This is a genomic window from Ruegeria hyattellae, assembly GCF_041537925.1.
Classification (GTDB): Bacteria; Pseudomonadota; Alphaproteobacteria; order Rhodobacterales; family Rhodobacteraceae; genus Ruegeria_C.
In genome coordinates this window covers 390,840-406,254 of sequence record NZ_JBGOSH010000002.1, presented here as the reverse complement: position 1 = coordinate 406,254, position 15,415 = coordinate 390,840, and the positions used below count along the sequence as shown (strand labels likewise).

The 15,415-nt window shown below is 58.9% G+C and carries 15 protein-coding genes; 7 read left to right on the top strand and 8 right to left on the bottom strand.

Annotated elements, in window-relative coordinates; genetic code table 11:
• Positions 1 to 63 precede the first annotated feature (63 nt).
• Entirely contained in the window at positions 64 to 1,887 is a 1,824-nt protein-coding gene (ggt, locus tag AB1E33_RS05860; protein ID WP_372576321.1) for a gamma-glutamyltransferase, read from the top strand.
• A gap of 4 nt (positions 1,888 to 1,891) precedes the next feature.
• Here the strand turns inward: ggt and AB1E33_RS05855 are convergent, their stop codons facing one another.
• Complete coding sequence (locus tag AB1E33_RS05855) at positions 1,892 to 2,710, bottom strand: sulfotransferase family protein (RefSeq protein ID WP_372576320.1); 819 nt, start codon at positions 2,708 to 2,710, stop codon at positions 1,892 to 1,894.
• A gap of 143 nt (positions 2,711 to 2,853) precedes the next feature.
• On the opposite strand from AB1E33_RS05855, the gene AB1E33_RS05850 reads away from it, so the two are divergent.
• Together AB1E33_RS05850 and AB1E33_RS05845 are read left to right on the top strand one after the other, a co-directional pair.
• Positions 2,854 to 4,431, top strand: coding sequence for a DUF5928 domain-containing protein (locus AB1E33_RS05850; RefSeq protein WP_372576319.1), 1,578 nt, complete (start codon positions 2,854 to 2,856; stop codon positions 4,429 to 4,431).
• A gap of 482 nt (positions 4,432 to 4,913) precedes the next feature.
• Entirely contained in the window at positions 4,914 to 5,381 is a 468-nt protein-coding gene (locus AB1E33_RS05845; protein ID WP_372576318.1) for a class I SAM-dependent methyltransferase, read from the top strand.
• A gap of 129 nt (positions 5,382 to 5,510) precedes the next feature.
• On the opposite strand, the gene AB1E33_RS05840 is transcribed toward AB1E33_RS05845, so the two are convergent.
• On the bottom strand, positions 5,511 to 6,146 hold the full coding sequence (locus AB1E33_RS05840; RefSeq protein ID WP_372576317.1) for a DUF1523 family protein: 636 nt from the start codon (positions 6,144 to 6,146) through the stop codon (positions 5,511 to 5,513).
• A 9-nt stretch (positions 6,147 to 6,155) separates the two neighbouring features.
• Positions 6,156 to 6,422, bottom strand: coding sequence for a hypothetical protein (locus AB1E33_RS05835; RefSeq protein WP_372576316.1), 267 nt, complete (start codon positions 6,420 to 6,422; stop codon positions 6,156 to 6,158).
• Positions 6,423 to 6,631: 209 nt separating this feature from the next.
• Here AB1E33_RS05835 and AB1E33_RS05830 point away from each other — a divergent pair, with 209 nt between their 5' ends.
• Positions 6,632 to 8,107: an NAD-dependent succinate-semialdehyde dehydrogenase gene (locus tag AB1E33_RS05830; RefSeq protein WP_372576315.1), complete on the top strand. Its 1,476-nt coding sequence runs from the start codon at positions 6,632 to 6,634 to the stop codon at positions 8,105 to 8,107.
• Here AB1E33_RS05830 and AB1E33_RS05825 read toward each other — a convergent pair.
• Positions 8,104 to 8,736 carry a 2-hydroxychromene-2-carboxylate isomerase gene (locus AB1E33_RS05825; RefSeq protein WP_372576314.1) on the bottom strand — a complete coding sequence of 211 codons (633 nt, stop codon included), beginning with the start codon at positions 8,734 to 8,736 and terminating at the stop codon, positions 8,104 to 8,106. The two genes, AB1E33_RS05830 and AB1E33_RS05825, sit on opposite strands and share 4 nt — an antisense overlap.
• A gap of 143 nt (positions 8,737 to 8,879) precedes the next feature.
• Between AB1E33_RS05825 and AB1E33_RS05820 the strand changes: the two genes are divergently transcribed.
• Both AB1E33_RS05820 and AB1E33_RS05815 read left to right on the top strand, forming a co-directional pair.
• Positions 8,880 to 9,167 (top strand): hypothetical protein, encoded by a 288-nt coding sequence (locus AB1E33_RS05820; protein ID WP_372576313.1) that lies wholly within the window; start codon positions 8,880 to 8,882, stop codon positions 9,165 to 9,167.
• A gap of 346 nt (positions 9,168 to 9,513) precedes the next feature.
• Complete coding sequence (locus AB1E33_RS05815; protein ID WP_372576312.1) at positions 9,514 to 9,666, top strand: hypothetical protein; 153 nt, start codon at positions 9,514 to 9,516, stop codon at positions 9,664 to 9,666.
• Between the two features lie 441 nt (positions 9,667 to 10,107).
• Here the strand turns inward: AB1E33_RS05815 and AB1E33_RS05810 are convergent, their stop codons facing one another.
• The 4 genes from AB1E33_RS05810 to AB1E33_RS05795 form a co-directional block, all read right to left on the bottom strand.
• Positions 10,108 to 10,896 carry an FAD binding domain-containing protein gene (locus AB1E33_RS05810; protein WP_372576311.1) on the bottom strand — a complete coding sequence of 263 codons (789 nt, stop codon included), beginning with the start codon at positions 10,894 to 10,896 and terminating at the stop codon, positions 10,108 to 10,110.
• A gap of 97 nt (positions 10,897 to 10,993) precedes the next feature.
• On the bottom strand, positions 10,994 to 13,363 hold the full coding sequence (locus tag AB1E33_RS05805; RefSeq protein WP_372576310.1) for a xanthine dehydrogenase family protein molybdopterin-binding subunit: 2,370 nt from the start codon (positions 13,361 to 13,363) through the stop codon (positions 10,994 to 10,996).
• 24 nt (positions 13,364 to 13,387) lie between these two features.
• A complete protein-coding gene (locus AB1E33_RS05800) occupies positions 13,388 to 13,873 on the bottom strand; it encodes a (2Fe-2S)-binding protein (protein WP_372576309.1) in 486 nt (161 codons plus the stop codon).
• Between the two features lie 15 nt (positions 13,874 to 13,888).
• On the bottom strand, positions 13,889 to 14,440 hold the full coding sequence (locus AB1E33_RS05795) for an SRPBCC family protein (RefSeq protein WP_372576308.1): 552 nt from the start codon (positions 14,438 to 14,440) through the stop codon (positions 13,889 to 13,891).
• A 218-nt stretch (positions 14,441 to 14,658) separates the two neighbouring features.
• Here AB1E33_RS05795 and AB1E33_RS05790 point away from each other — a divergent pair, with 218 nt between their 5' ends.
• Positions 14,659 to 15,342 (top strand): response regulator, encoded by a 684-nt coding sequence (locus AB1E33_RS05790; RefSeq protein WP_372576307.1) that lies wholly within the window; start codon positions 14,659 to 14,661, stop codon positions 15,340 to 15,342.
• Positions 15,343 to 15,415: the final 73 nt, after the last annotated feature.

Genomic DNA, 15,415 nt, shown 5'->3' with positions numbered 1-15,415 from the left:
TGTTTGCACTGCAAATTCAGGTGGCTTTGCAGAATGGTCGCGTTAGGCTTGGGAGTGAGTCTCATGCCGCCTCGCAACCTCTGGTGGCTTCGGGTCACGGTGATCGCGGCCTCACATGCGCAGGAGAAACCCACAATGCACAGATATTCGTTGATCGCAGCTATGGTACCCGGACTTGCGCTGGCCAGCGCGCTACAGGCACAGGACCCCGCGCCCGAGGTCGGCTATGGGTGGGAAGAAAAGCACTCGGTCACCGGGCAGGAGTTCATGGTGTCTGCGGCAAACCCGCTGGCGGTGCAGGCAGGTTTTGACGTGCTTGCCGAAGGCGGCACAGCAGTCGACGCGATGATCGCCGTGCAGCTCATGCTTAATCTGGTCGAGCCGCAATCATCGGGCATCGGTGGCGGGGCGTTCATGCTGTATTGGGATGCCTCTACCGGATTGCTGAGCACGTTCGACGCCCGCGAAACCGCACCTGCCGCCGCCACGCCGGAGCGCTTTCTGGATGAGAATGGTGAGAAAATGCCGTTCAAACAGGCGATCTCGGGCGGGCAGGCAGTTGGCGTGCCAGGTATCCTGCGGCTGATGGAGGTGACCCATAATCTCTATGGCAAGCTGCCCTGGTCCGCGTTGTTCCAATCCACTATCGAGACCGCCGAGGCAGGCTTCGAAGTGTCTCCGCGCATGGCAAGCTCTTTGCAAAGCACTATTGATTTCGAAATGCCGCTGGATGCGCATCCGGGGGCGGATACCTATTTCTTCGACGAAGCGGGTGCGCCCCTGACCGAAGGCACGCTGCTGAAGAACCCTGAATTTGCCGAAACCCTGCGCATTCTGGCCGCTGAGGGCGCGGATGCGTTCTATTCCGGCCCTATCGCGGAGGATATCGTGGCTGCCGTTGCCGGGACCTCGAAGGTGGAAAACAACATCACCCTGCAGGACATGGCCGACTACCGGGTCAAGATCCGCCCGGCGGTCTGCGCGCCCTACCGCGCATATGATGTCTGCGGGATGGGGCCGCCCACGTCAGGCGGGCTAACGGTTGGACAAATCCTGGGGATACTCAACAAGTTCGACATCAAGGATATGGGCTGGTCGCCTGAATTTGTGCATCTCTATGCCGAGGCCGCCAAGCTCGCCTATGCCGATCGCGGGCTTTACATGGCCGATAGCGACTATGTCGATGTTCCCGTCAAGGGATTGCTGGACGCGGCCTATCTGGCTGAGCGGGCCAAACTAATCGACCAGATAAATGCCAGCGAAAAACGCGAGGCCGGTAACCCGCCCTATCAGGAAAGCGCGCTGGATCTGGCACCCTCCAAGAACCCCGGACGGCCCGGAACCAGTCATGTCGTGATCCGCGACGCCTATGGCAACGCGCTGTCGATGACAACGACGATCGAGACTTTTTTCGGGAGCCGGGTCTTTGCGCGCGGCTTCCTGCTGAACAATCAGTTGACCGATTTCGACCGCGCGCCAAAGGATGGCGACCGGCTGGTAGCAAACCGCGTCGAGGGTGGCAAGCGCCCGCGCAGTTCGATGGCCCCGACAATCGTGATGAAGGATGGCGCACCATACCTGCTGATCGGCTCACCCGGCGGTAGCCGGATCATCAACTATGTCGCCAAGACGATCATCGCCGTTCTGGATTGGGACATGGACCCCCAGGACGCCATCGAGACCGGACATTTCGTACATCGCAACACCGGCGCGGTTGACCTGGAAGAGGGTACAAGTGCGACTGGCTTTACTGAGGCGCTTGGTGGCAAGGGCCATGAGGTGAACCCGCGCGACCTCAATAGCGGGCTGCACGCGATCCTGATCAAGGATGGCAAATTGATCGGCGCAGCAGACCCGCGCCGCGAAGGTGTCGCGATGGGGCGCTGAAACGCTACCCGCCTAGCTTGGCGTGCACCTCGTCCAAATCGATCTCACCGGTCGGCATCTTGTTGGCCGGGTTCTCGAAATCGTATTTAAACAGATCGAAATCGCGTTTGTAGATTTCATAGACCATGTGCATCGAAAGGTCGTCGAAGTAGTCTTCGACCGGGTGCTGTCGCTTGGGCCCGTGCCCTTCGGATTCGTTGAACCTTGGTACCGCCTGCAGATCGACCTGATGCGGGGTGTCGATGGCATCAACGACCTGCTGCATGCCGTCATTGAATGCCTCGGTCCAGAAGATATGGTCGTACTGTCCGCCATTGCCAATGAAAGTCGAGACATGGCCCGACATGGCGGACCAATGAATGTCCGGGTCCATCGGCCGTCGCCAGCGGATCGTATCACGGGCGAATAGCAGAAAGCGACGAAAGCTTTCGATTTGGTCGAACTCCTGCTTGCCGTCGTCGCCACCGACCTCGACCCCGTATTTATAAACCAGCATCGGCACCATGTTGCCGCGATAGCGGCTGCCATTGCGTTGAATGCCGCAAATCTTGTCAAAAAACGAACTCAGAATGCGGGTATAGGGGTTGCGGACGCAGGTGAACGCATAAGATTTATGCGTCTGCACATTGTGGGCTATTTGCTGCTGGCTGGCCTCCAGAGCCCATTTGTGCAGGCCGGACTTCGCGTCGTGGATATCGCCATCGAAGAACCGCCCATGATCCGAAAAATACATGATCTGACCGATGGTCGAACAGGCGCATTTGGGCACCACGCGATAGACCACGCTTTCGCTTTCAGTCATCCAGGTTCCTGGAAAGCCCATCTGCCTTGCCTCCTGTCCCCGCTTCGTCATAATTGACCGCAGGCGTCTTGACCTTAAACCAAGCAAAAATATTCCGTTTGTTCAATCGGTCTTAGCGACGAATGAACCAAATGGCGGGCAGAAACAGGGGCTGATCGTTCAAAATGGCAAAAATCGCCTATATCCTTCTTTGTCACAAGGATCCCGATGCGATCATTTTGCAGGCTGAGCGGCTGACAGCGGCAGGTGACTATATGTCGATCCATTTCGACGCGCGCGCCAAGCCCGAGCATTTCCAGAAGATCCAAAAAGTTCTGCGCGACAACCCGAATGTCACCTTCGCCCGCAAGCGCATCAAATGTGGCTGGGGGGAATGGTCGCTGGTGCAGGCCTCACTTAACGCCGTCAAAGCCGCAGTCGAGGCGTTTCCCAGTGCGACGCATTTCTACATGTTGTCAGGCGATTGCATGGCGATCAAGACCGCCGAATATGCCCATGGCTTTTTGGATGAGCATGACAAGGATTTTGTCGAAAGCGTCGATTTCTTCGAAAGCTACTGGATCAAGACCGGCATGCGGGAAGAGCGGCTCATCTATCGCCACTATTTCAACGAACGCAAGCACAAGCATCTGTTCTATGCATCGTTCAACCTGCAAAAGAAGCTGGGAGTGATTCGACAGATCCCGGCAGACCTTCAGATGATGATTGGTAGTCAGTGGTGGTGCCTGCGGCGACGCACCATTGAGGCGATCCTGGACTTCACCCGTCAGCGCCGTGACGTGATGCGATTTTTCCGCACCACTTGGATCCCGGACGAGACGTTTTTCCAGACGCTCGTCCGCCATCTGATCCCGGAAGAAGAGATCGAAAGCCGCACGCTGACGTTTCTGATGTTTTCCGACTATGGCATGCCGGTCACCTTCTACAACGATCACTATGACCTGCTGCTGAGCCAGAATTTCCTGTTCGCGCGCAAGATCAGCCCCGAGGCGAAAGAGCTTAAGCTTCGCTTGGGCCGGCTCTATGCCACGCGCGGGGCTGATTTCCAGATTTCGAACGAGGGACGCAGTCTTTACAAGTTCTTGACCGGGCGCGGCCGTATCGGACGCCGGTTCGCGACGCGGTTCTGGGAGACCGAAAGCTCGCTGGGTCGCGAACGCGAGCTGATGATCGTAGTCTGCAAAAAGTGGCATGTGGCTAAGCGCCTGCTGGAGCAGATCCGCCAGGTCACCAACCTGCCCGCCATCGACTATCTCTTCGACGAAGAGGCCACCGCACTGCCCGATCTGGGCGGCATTCAGGCGACGCTTGGCAAACGCACCCGCCACCGCCGCGCATTGATGCGGATGCTGTTCGAGTTTTTTGACACCGACCGGCTTGTCGTCTGCATGGACCCTTCGAACATCGACCTTTTGAACGATTTCTATTCCGACCGCTCAAAGACGCGCATATTGGAGATCGAGTGCCAGTTCAGCGACAACTACCTGATCGGCCATGCCCGCCGGGTCGGTCTGGCGGGTGAGCGCACGTCGCATGCAACGCTGGAGCGACTGCTGCCCACTATCCGAAATGACTTGACCTATGAGGCCGACCAAATACGTGATGCAGGGTTTTCCCGCTATGTGCGTATTCGCGAAAGCGCGACAGCGGAAGAGAACGCAACCAAACTCGCGGAGTTTCTGTCTCTGCAGCAAGAACAGGCGCTGGGAATTGCACAGACCAAACATCTGTTCGCAGATTGAAGATAATCCCCGGAAGCGGACCGGCGGATCGGCACCATGAGTTTCCGTACGTCACTTTTTTCGCGTCTATCTTTCGCGCGTTTCTCGGATGTCCCGAATTCAAAAAAAGCGCATGAGTTGTGTAATTTCTCAACAAGAAATTCCAACAAAAGGATCCCATCAATTCGATTCTCTGGCGGCTCGGTTCAATCCGCGCTGGAAGCCGAAAATGGGTGCCATTGACGGGCACGACGTCGCGCTCATGTCGGCGCTGCTCGATTGGTACCAGCAACAACAACCGTTGAAGTAGGCTGCGCCGGTGGATTGTCGACGTCCGTAATGGCGATGTTGATTCAAAAGATCGGACCCGCGACTTTGCCCAGCTTCGATGTTGCTGAAAGGTTCTAGGCCGATCCCGAAAGCCGCTTGGCTTTCTTCTGGAAGAAGCGCTGCCGCACCTGGATGTTTCAGTACGGCTTTATTCTGTTCGCAATTGCCTGGATGTGGTCGACAAGATCAAGGAGCCAATCGATCTGTGCTTCATCGATGCCATGCACAACCATCCGTGGCCTTTGGCCGATACACTGGCGGTGCTGCCTTTGATGAAACCGGATGGGATAATTGTTCATCATGACCTGCAGATGTTTCATGGCAGCGATCTTTATGCCACGGGTCCAAAGGTTTTGCGCGATCAGGTGCCAAAGGACCTGTTGCTGAGCTTTGGTGATTTTGTCGACCGCAACGCACATGGTTCTCTGGTCACCCGGCAAATTAGCGACAATATCTACGCCATCCGAGTGTCCGAAGATCTGGGCGGCCTTGCCGAGACCTTGTCGCTGGGGTTCTGCATCGGTTGGGATGTGGATGAGCCAGGCAAATGGCTACCTCACCGATTCTCGTCGCGTTTGTGCAGCGTAAACGAACAAAAAAATATAGCCCCAGAACCCTTCGGCACTTCGAACTCGGGTTAGGTCGGTATCGACCGCAAGGCCCTGTTCCGGAACCTCAGCAGCCGCAGGCAACGCAGGAACCGCAATCCCCCCGGCATCTCTGCCTCGGCGTGTATTGCGCAAACTTCGCCGCTCGATCCAAGGCTAACATCAGCGCCCCGAGAACCACTTACGAAGACGCCCGCCCCGTTCGGAAAGGGCGTCACCCGCCGCGTAGAAGCTGTCTTCAACATCTTCCAGCATCGGGTCGATCCGGCGCTGGCGAAAGCGTCGCCAACGCACATAAAGCGCCCAGAGCAGGGCGAAGAAGACCGTCAGGAAGACAATGTTGAACCAGTTGACGGCCTTGTAGTCTGGCCCGTCGATCGGCCTGATCGACACCGCGTTGGGAAAGATCGACAGGAATTCGTTGCGCCAGCCATAATGGCGCATCAGCACCCATTTGGGATTGTCGGAGGTCGATTTCATATCCACTGCCTCGGCCTGCAGGTTCGAGGAATGCACCTTAAAATAGGGCGGCCAGCCCCAGCCGGTATCTTCGTTGCGATAGACCATGACCTTGCCATCCGCCTTGCGGGTCTGGATGAAGAACACGTCCCGGTTCGGCGTCGTTGTGTCGCTGCCCACATCGGCGCGCGACCAGAACAGGCTGTTCTCGCCGGGATCGATGCGCTTTTCATAGGTATCGGTGATCCGCACCACGTCATATTGCGGCAAGGTGTAATGCAGCACCGCCGCGACCGTGCCCCAGAAGAGAAGGATGAATGCCCATTTGACATAGACCATGGTGGGTCCTCACATGAAATTCGTTATATAGATCAGCAGCCCGATCAGCCCGAGCGGCACCACAAAGACCCCAAGAATAAGCTTGCGGCGGAATGAGGCATCATATCTCTTCAGACCCCGCCTCACAAAGGCATCCCTGTCGCCCGTCATGCCTTTTTCCTGCCACCGTGCCTCGAGCTTGCCGCGCCGCACATGCCGGGAATAGAGCGACAAGCAGACATAGACAACCGTCAGAACAACAAGCAGCGGAATCAGAAATCTCAACGCCGCGATCATTTTGGTACCCTTCGGCCGGTTCGGGGTTCGCTGGCAAATGTGGCAAATGGGTCGGCCAGTGTCGAGCAAACTGTTCCGGCCAAATGTCGCAACCCCGCCGATCTGGATCGTTCGGCAGGCAAAATTGGCCCTTTCACAGGCGCGCGGGCTCAACTAGCGTTGCGTCAACGATCCGCGATGCCGGATTCCAAAACCTTCGGAGACCCACTATGCTCGACACTGCCACCGATCTGAAATCGATGCTGAAAGACCCCTCGTTACTGGTCACGCAAGCCTATATCAACGGGCAATGGGTAGATGGCGCCAAGGGCACATTCGCGGTTTCCAACCCGGCGCGCGGGGATGTGATTGCAGAGGTTGCCGATCTGAGCCGGACACAGGTGGCGGACGCCATCGCCGCTGCGGAAGCCGCGCAAAAGGACTGGGCCAAACTGACAGGCAAGGAACGCGCGGTGATCCTGCGCCGCTGGTTCGAGTTGATGATCGAAAACGCCGATGACCTTGGCAAGATTCTGAGCGCCGAACAGGGCAAACCGCTGGCCGAGGCGGTGGGCGAGATCGGCTATGGTGCGTCCTTCATCGAGTTCTTCGGAGAAGAGGCAAAGCGGATCTATGGCGAGACGATCCCCGGACACCAGCGCGACAAGCGGATCATGTTGCTGAAACAGCCCATCGGCGTGGCGGCTTCGATCACACCGTGGAACTTTCCCAACGCAATGATCACCCGCAAGGCGGGCCCGGCGCTGGCGGCGGGCTGCGCCTTTGTTGCGCGCCCGGCCTCGGAAACCCCGCTATCGGCACTGGTGCTGGGCGTGCTGGCGGAACGTGCGGGTATTCCTGCGGGGGTGTTGAACATCGTTCCGTCATCCTCAGCCAGCGAGATCGGCAAGGAATTCTGCGAGAACCCAGTCGTGCGGAAACTGACCTTCACCGGTTCAACCGAAGTCGGCCGCATCCTGCTTCGGCAAGCTGCCGATCAGGTCATGAAATGCTCGATGGAATTGGGCGGCAACGCGCCGTTCATTGTTTTTGACGACGCTGATCTGGACGCCGCCGTCGAAGGCGCGATGCTGTGCAAGTTCCGCAACAATGGCCAGACATGTGTCTGCGCCAACCGGATCTATGTACAGGGCGGTGTCTATGATGCCTTTGCCGGCAAGCTGAAAGCGGCGGTCGAAAAGCTGAACGTGGGCGATGGCCTGACCGAAGGCGTCACCACCGGCCCGCTGATCAGCGATGAGGCGGTGACCAAGGTGCAGGAACACCTTGAGGATGTGACTGCCCATGGCGGGCAGGTTCTGACCGGCGGCCATCGGCATGCCCTGGGCGGCACGTTTTTCGAACCCACCGTGGTCACCGGCGTGACACAGGACATGAAGGTCGCGCAGGAGGAAACCTTCGGCCCGCTCGCGCCGCTATTCAAGTTTGAGGACGAGGACGAAGTGATCGAGATGGCCAATGACACGATCTTCGGCCTTGCCTCGTATTTCTATGCCAAGGATCTGAGCCGGGTCTACAAGGTGGCCGAAGCGCTGGAATATGGCATCGTCGGCGTCAATACCGGCATCATCTCGACCGAGGTTGGCCCCTTTGGCGGCGTCAAGCAATCGGGTCTGGGCCGCGAAGGCAGCCATCACGGCATCGAGGATTACCTGGAGATGAAATACATCTGCATGTCGGTTTAGCAGGAGGGCAGGCGGCGCGCACAGGTCTTTGGGCACGCCGCCCAGCCTATAGCCTCCTCAAGCTGGTCGTCGCCCCAAAAGAGCTCTGCGTCATCGGTAATGAAGCTTGGCGCGCCGAACAGGTCCAGAGATTGCGCCGTATTGGTGGACTTGCGCAGCCCGTCCTTAACGGCAGGGTCGGTCTGCGCGCGGTGGACGATTTGTGATCCGGGCTGGCCGAGGCTTTCCAGTAGGGCGGCCAGTGTTTCAGGATCGCTGATGCACGCCCCTTTCGCGAACTGCGCGGTATAGACCGAGCGGGTGAAATCGGGGCCCCAGGCGGCCTCCGCACCGATGGTGGCGATCCGTGCGGCAAGCAGGCCATTTTGCGGAAACGGATCAGGGCGGTGGACCCCCGGCAGCCCCTGAGCGGCAGCGCGACGTTCCAGATCGCGCCACATGTAACGACCCTTGGCTTCGTAAATGTTGAAGGGCGAGGTTGTCCACCCTTGAGCGAGGAAGATCGGGCCAAGCAGGAACGGGTGCCAGATCACGTCAATCCCGACGGCAGCGCAGCGCCCCTCGATCCGCATGGCGCTGAGATAGCTATAGGTAGAGGCGAATTCGTACCAGAAATGTAGACGGGGCATGGGCCGGTTCCTGTCTGGACAAAGGTGTTCTGGCGGCAGTGTGGCCATTCCGGGCCACAATGCCAACTGAAGCTGATGCGAGACGCGGCTTGGTCTATGCGACTACACTTGCGACGCCGTTCGCATATCATTTGATTTTGTGATTGAGCGTCACATTTCGGTCTTTCACCTGTACGCTGCTGCCCTTCTTGCTGCTTCTGTTCGTGGGAACCGTCTGCGGCGCGATGATCGTGGCCTATATGGGATTCATTATCATCAACGGGCCGGGGCATGAGCCCTGGAAAATCAACATCCATGCCGGGCTGGTATCCTGCCTGACGATCCAGGTGAACCGCAATTTCGCCGGGCGGATGGATGGAGGCCCAATGCCTTTCCGCCCGAGATCGCGGCGTCGGCGTTTGTGTTTTGCCTGTCCATGGCACATTCGCTGACCTATTCAGCTCTGCCGCTCTTTTGTGTGCAGAGGTCGGTCTGCCTGGCTATGCGCCAGGGACCGGCTCCAACCTGAAGACTTTTGTCGAGGCGTTCGCAATTTTTTCGGCGCCCTATTTGATCGCGCGGTTGGGATTGCGGAGAACGCTGTTGGCAGTGACGCTGCTGGCGATCGTCACCAATCAGGTGCTGGCCTCGGTCCGGAGCCATCCGCAGAGGCTGGCCGGTGCGGCGATGGAGGGGTCTTGATATGGGCTGTATGCCAGTCTTGCGATCAGTTTTTTGCAGTCCTTTGCTCCGAACCGGCCCGCGCGGGCGACCCCGCATTGCTGCGACACGCTGATAGTGACCGGGATTCTAGCAGGACCCGCCGCAGGTCTGATTGCCCGGGCTCATGACTTCCGCACCATGATTCTGGTTGCTTCGGGCGAGGCTTGTTTGGCGGCGATCGTTCTGGTGCTGGGCAGCCTGTCTCAGAACCACCACCGGTCAGCCTAGTGATCGCGTAAGTCAGATTATCGCAAAGCCGGGTGCACAAAAGTGGAAACCGAAACGGGGACAACCCGTTTCGGCACACCACGCCTTTGGGATAGCGTCAAAATCAAACACCGCATCGCGGCCAATAATCGTATCTGTCGCGCATGTTCATCACCGGGTCACTCACTGATCGAAAATCGATCTCCGGAGGCGCGGCCTGATGGAAATACCAGACCAACGCAGAAAATTGTCTTGCGCTTCGGTTGAATAGTTTCGGTCAATTACCCCCAAACTACAGCGGCGAATATCTTACCGCATAACCTCATTGAGCCATAAATCCGTGAGCACTTCTGTAATCCAGGCCACACAAGGCGAAAAAAACTTGTGCGGAAATCACGCGCAACCGCGCCGAAGCAAAAAAAGACCCCGCATGAACGGGGTCTTTTCAGGTTTCTGTCGGGATCAACCCGCCGCGTTCACCGCGCGTCTTGTCATGACGCCGACCAGATGCGCCCGGTATTCCTGCGAGCCATGCAGGTCGCTGATCATATTCAGATGGTTGATCCGCAGATCCATTAGCGCATCAGCGCGGAATTCCTTGCTCAGCGCCTCCTCGGCCTCGGTCCAGCGGAACACACCGTTGTTGGACGCGCCTGTGACGGCCACCCGGACGCCGCCGGGGAATTTCGCCACAAATACGCCGGTCAGGGCAAAGCGCGAGGCAGGCTGCAGGAACTTCTGGTAGCTCGCCGCCTCGGGTACGGGAAAGCTGACCGAGGTGATGATTTCATCCTCGTCCAGCGCGGTTTCGAACATGCCCTGGAAATAGTCGTCGGCCGCAATATTGCGCTTGTTGGTCGAGATCGACGCGCCTGAACCCAGCGTTGCCGACGGGTAGCAAGCCGCAGGATCGTTGTTGGCCAACGACCCGCCGATGGTGCCGCGATTGCGCACCGCAGGGTCACCGATCTGGCCGGCCAACGCCGCTAGCGCCGGATAGGCCGAGGCCGCCTCCGCCGCCACCTGTGCATGGGTGGTGGCCCCACCCACGGTGACGGTGCCGCCACTTGTTGAAACGCCCACCATCCCGTCGACACCGGTCAGGCTGACCAGCGTATCCGGCGAGGCCAGCCGCTGTTTCATCGTAGGCAGCAGGGTCTGCCCGCCACCAAGCGCCTGCGCGCCTTCACCCTGCAACGCCGCCGAAGCTTCTTCGACTGTCGAGGGTTTCACAAATTCAAAGTTATACATCTTGTCTTACCTTTCCAAAAAGCGTCGATCCGCCCTTCATCTGGCTATAAATACCCCGGGAGGGGTGGGGGGCTGGCCCCCACGTCGCTCCCTCCGATCACCCATGCATCGCTTTCCAGACGCGCGCCGGAGACACAGGCATGTCGATATGTTCCACCTTGTGCCCGGCCCGGTGCAGCGCATCGATCACCGCATTCACCACCGCAGGTGGCGACCCGATAGCCCCGGCCTCGCCGCAACCTTTCACGCCCAGCGGGTTGTGTGTGCAGGGGGTCTGGCAGGAATGGTCCACATTCATCATCGGCATGTCATCGGCGCGCGGCATGGTGTAGTCCATGAATGATCCGCTCAATAGCTGGCCATCCTCGTCATAAACACAGCTTTCCATCATCGCCTGTCCGATGCCCTGCGCCAGGCCGCCATGGACCTGACCTTCGACGATCATCGGATTGATGACATTGCCGAAATCATCGGCTGCGGTGAAGTTCAGCATGTCGACTTCGCCAGTCTCCGGGTCCACCTCTACCTCGCAGATATAGGCGCCCGAGGGGTAGGTGAAGTTGGCCGGATCGTAGAAGGCGCTTTCCTCAAGCCCCGGTTCGATCTCTTCCAGTGGGTAGTTATGCGGCACATAGGCCGCCAGCGTGACATCGGCCCAAGCCACCGACTTGTCGGTGCCCGCAACGCTGAACTGGCCATCCTTCAGCTCGATATCCGCCTCAGAAGCTTCCATCAGGTGCGAGGCGATCTTCTTGGCCTTGTTGATGATCTTCTCGGTCGCGCGCACCATGGCCGAGCCACCCACCGCGATGGAGCGGGACCCGTAGGTTCCCATGCCCATCGGCACTTTGGACGTGTCACCATGCACGATATCGATCTGGCTGGCATCGACACCAATCATCTCGGACACGACCTGGGCGAATGTGGTCTCATGCCCCTGACCGTGGCTGTGCGAGCCGGTGAAGACGCTGATCGAGCCGGTGGCGTTAACCCGCACGGTCGCGGATTCGTAGAGCCCCGCACGCGCGCCCAACTGGCCTACAAGGTTCGACGGCGCAATACCGCAGGCCTCGATATAATGGGCAATGCCGATACCGCGCAGCTTGCCACGCCCTTCGCTCTCAGCGCGGCGCGCTTCGAACCCGGCATAGTCGGAAACCTCCAGCGCCTTGTCCATCGTCGCGTCGTAATTCCCGGTGTCATAGGAGACCGCCACCGGCGTGTCATAGGGGAACTGGTCGGGCTGGATGAAGTTCTTGCGCCGCAACTCGACCGGATCCAAGCCCAGCTCGCGAGCGGCCTTGTCAATGACGCGTTCCAACTGGAAGGTCGCCTCGGGTCGGCCCGCGCCGCGATAGGCGTCCACCGGCACGGTGTTTGTGAAAACCGCCTTCACGTTCACATAGATCAGTGGCGTAGTGTAGTTGCCCGCCATCAGTGTGCCGTGCAGCCAGGTCGGAACCGAAGGTGCGAAGGTCGACAGATACGCGCCCATATTGGCGTAAGTATCGGTGCGAACTGCGGTGAACTTGTGGTTCTCGTCCATCGCCAGTTCAATCTTGGTCACGTGATCACGGCCATGGGCGTCCGAGATGAACGCCTCGGACCGTGAACAGGTCCACTTGACGGGGCGGTTCAGCACCTTGGCGGCGAAGGTCACGAACGCCTCTTCGGCATAGTGATAGATCTTGGCACCAAAGCCGCCGCCCACATCGGGGGCAACCACCCGCAGCTTGTGCTCGGGGATGGACAGCACGAAGGCGCCCATCAACAAGCGGATCACATGCGGGTTCTGGCTGGTGGTGTAGAGCGTATGCTCGTCACCCGCGCGGTTGTAGTCGCCGACGGCTACGCGAGGTTCCATCGGGTTGGCGATGAGGCGGTTGTTCACCAGTTCCAGTGTTGTGACATGCGCGGCGGATTTGATCGCCTCATCCACCGCCTCACGGTTTTCTTCAACAAACCCCCAATCATAGCAAAGGTTCGAAGTCAGATCGTCATGGACCTTGGTGGCCCCTTCGGCCACGGCAGCCTTCATGTCGATGACCGCTTCCAGCTCGTCGATATCAATCTCGACGGCCTCGGCGGCGTCGCGGGCCTGTTCCGGGGTTTCGGCCACCACTACCGCAATCGGGTCGCCCACATGGCGGACCTTGCCTTCGGCGAGGATCGGGTGCTTGGGTTCCTGCATAGGATCGCCATGCCGGTCGGTTACCTGCCAGCCGCAGGGAATGCCACCCGCTTCCGCAAAATCGGCAGATGTAAACACCTTGAGCACGCCGTCCATCGCTTCGGCGGCAGAGGCGTCGATGCTGTTGATCGTTCCGTGGGCCACATCCGAGCGGATGAACCAGGCATAGGTCTGACCATTGATGTTGATGTCGTCGGTATAGTTACCGGTTCCGGTCAGAAACCGGACGTCTTCGCGCCGCTTGGTGCTGGCGCCAATGCCACTGTCTTTCGGCATGAGATATCTCCTCCCTCTCTCCGGTTATTCGGCGGCCACGGCCGGTACGTCCTGACCGCTGGCGGCCAGAATGGCGCGGACGATATTGTGGTAGCCGGTACAGCGGCAGATATTGCCCTCGAGATAGTGCCGGATTTCTGCTTCGGTGGGTTTCGGATTTTCCTTGAGCAGGGCCGCGGCGCTCATCACCATACCTGGCGTGCAGAAGCCGCATTGCAGACCGTGATAGTCCTGAAAGGCCTGCTGGATCACGTTGAGCGTGCCATCTGCGTCAGCCTGCCCTTCGATCGTGTCGACCTGCGCACCGTCTGCCTCGAGTGCGAACATGGTGCAGCTCTTGACGGCTTTGCCGTCCACATGCACCACGCAGGCGCCGCATTGGCTGGTGTCGCAGCCCACATGGGTTCCGGTCAGCCCCAGCTCATCGCGCAGGAATGACGACAGCAATGTGCGCCCCTCTGCGTTGCCAGACCTGGGTTTCCCGTTGATCGTCATGGTCACCTTGGTCATATGATCCTTTCCTCCCTAACTGTCTTTCTTGCTGCTCAGAACACGCCCGAGCCAGCCCTTTTTCTTTTCTTCTCCAACGCCATCTTGGGGTGATTCACCACATTCGGCTACAGTTTCCTCTACGGGCCCTTCGACAGATTGCTGAAACCGTTCAAAAAACTGGTCCGCCATCTTCTTGGCAAACCCGTCGATGATCCGGCTGCCCAACTGCGCCAGCTTGCCGCCGACCTTGGCTTCGACATCATATTCCAAACGTGTTGCGCCATTTTCCACGTCGCTGAGTTTCACCTTGGCGCCACCTTTGGCGAAGCCCGCAGCGCCGCCCTTGCCCTCGCCGGTCAGCGTCAGGCTTTCACCCTCCACCACATCCGAGATGGTGACCGCGCCCTTGAACGTGGCCTTCACGGGGCCGACTTTCTGCACGACGACCGCCTCGAACCCTTCATCGGCGGAACCGGTCATTTCCTGGCAACCGGGCACGCAATCTTTCAAGGTTTCGGCGGAAAGCAAATTGGCCCAAACCTCGGGGCGAGGAGCGGCGATATCGCGGCTGTCGTTCAATTGCATGCGAAATACTCCAGTTTCTGGCTCAAACCTAAGCGCAAGGATCGGACAGGCATATGCGACCAAAGGCGCGGTTGCGCTGCGTGCGTCTCGGTCCGCAATAGGGTGGCCCGGCCCGGTCTGATCGCAGGTCTGCATTGCCGCTACGACCATTCGGCAAGTAAGATGTGGTGCGCTCCCTTGTTAGCACAAGAACCCGCCCGCGCGACAGAAAGAGAACCATGAGCAGTTTGACCGATCGTCTGTATTCTGACTTCAACACCGCCCTTATCGTGGATGACCACCCGCTCTTCTGCGACGCGCTATCGATGACGCTGAAGGCGTCAATCGGGATCACGCAGGTCTGGACAGCGCCGAATCTGGACAGCGCAGTGCAAGTCGTGACCCGAAATGGCTCGCCCGATGTGATCGTGTTGGACCTGAACCTGCCGGATGTGAACGGGCTGGAGGGGTTGGTGCGACTAAAGAATCTGGTCAAGGCGCCGGTGATTGTCGTATCCTCGATGGCCAATAACCGGGTGATTAGCTCGGCCATTCATGCGGGCGCGTCGGGCTTTGTGCCCAAACACAGTCAGCGCGATGTGTTTCAGGCCGCATTCCAGGCATTGTGCGACGGGCAGCGTTTTCTACCGCCGGGCCATGTGTTGCTAGACCGCGAAGAGGCCGGGTCGGATGATGCGATCTCGCGTCTGGCATCGCTGACCAAGCAGCAGGCGCGCATCCTGCAACTGATCTGCGAGGGCAAGCTGAACAAGCAGATCGCCTATGACCTGTCGATCGCAGAAACCACGGTCAAGGCGCATGTCACCGCAATCATGCGCAAGCTGGGGGTCCAGAGCCGGACTCAGGCCGTGCTTATCGCGAAGAGCACCAGTTCCGCCAAAATCTTGCAAGACCGCGCCTAGGCCGCGTACCATCCGCCCGCAAAATGGAGACGAGACCCGACCAGCCAGGTCCTTGGTCTTGCGCGGACGCTTG

What these genes read in the sequence shown, in the direction of transcription:
- AB1E33_RS05805 (WP_372576310.1), bottom strand. Translation starts at nt 13,363, where the DNA reads ATGCCGAAAGACAGTGGCATTGGCGCCAGCACCAAGCGGCGCGAAGAC.
- AB1E33_RS05855 (WP_372576320.1), bottom strand. Translation starts at nt 2,710, where the DNA reads ATGGGCTTTCCAGGAACCTGGATGACTGAAAGCGAAAGCGTGGTCTAT.
- AB1E33_RS05835 (WP_372576316.1), bottom strand. Translation starts at nt 6,422, where the DNA reads ATGATCGCGGCGTTGAGATTTCTGATTCCGCTGCTTGTTGTTCTGACG.
- AB1E33_RS05840 (WP_372576317.1), bottom strand. Translation starts at nt 6,146, where the DNA reads ATGGTCTATGTCAAATGGGCATTCATCCTTCTCTTCTGGGGCACGGTC.
- AB1E33_RS05810 (WP_372576311.1), bottom strand. Translation starts at nt 10,896, where the DNA reads ATGTATAACTTTGAATTTGTGAAACCCTCGACAGTCGAAGAAGCTTCG.
- AB1E33_RS05850 (WP_372576319.1), top strand. Translation starts at nt 2,854, where the DNA reads ATGGCAAAAATCGCCTATATCCTTCTTTGTCACAAGGATCCCGATGCG.
- ggt (WP_372576321.1), top strand. Translation starts at nt 64, where the DNA reads ATGCCGCCTCGCAACCTCTGGTGGCTTCGGGTCACGGTGATCGCGGCC.
- AB1E33_RS05825 (WP_372576314.1), bottom strand. Translation starts at nt 8,736, where the DNA reads ATGCCCCGTCTACATTTCTGGTACGAATTCGCCTCTACCTATAGCTAT.
- AB1E33_RS05800 (WP_372576309.1), bottom strand. Translation starts at nt 13,873, where the DNA reads ATGACCAAGGTGACCATGACGATCAACGGGAAACCCAGGTCTGGCAAC.
- AB1E33_RS05790 (WP_372576307.1), top strand. Translation starts at nt 14,659, where the DNA reads ATGAGCAGTTTGACCGATCGTCTGTATTCTGACTTCAACACCGCCCTT.
- AB1E33_RS05830 (WP_372576315.1), top strand. Translation starts at nt 6,632, where the DNA reads ATGCTCGACACTGCCACCGATCTGAAATCGATGCTGAAAGACCCCTCG.
- AB1E33_RS05795 (WP_372576308.1), bottom strand. Translation starts at nt 14,440, where the DNA reads ATGCAATTGAACGACAGCCGCGATATCGCCGCTCCTCGCCCCGAGGTT.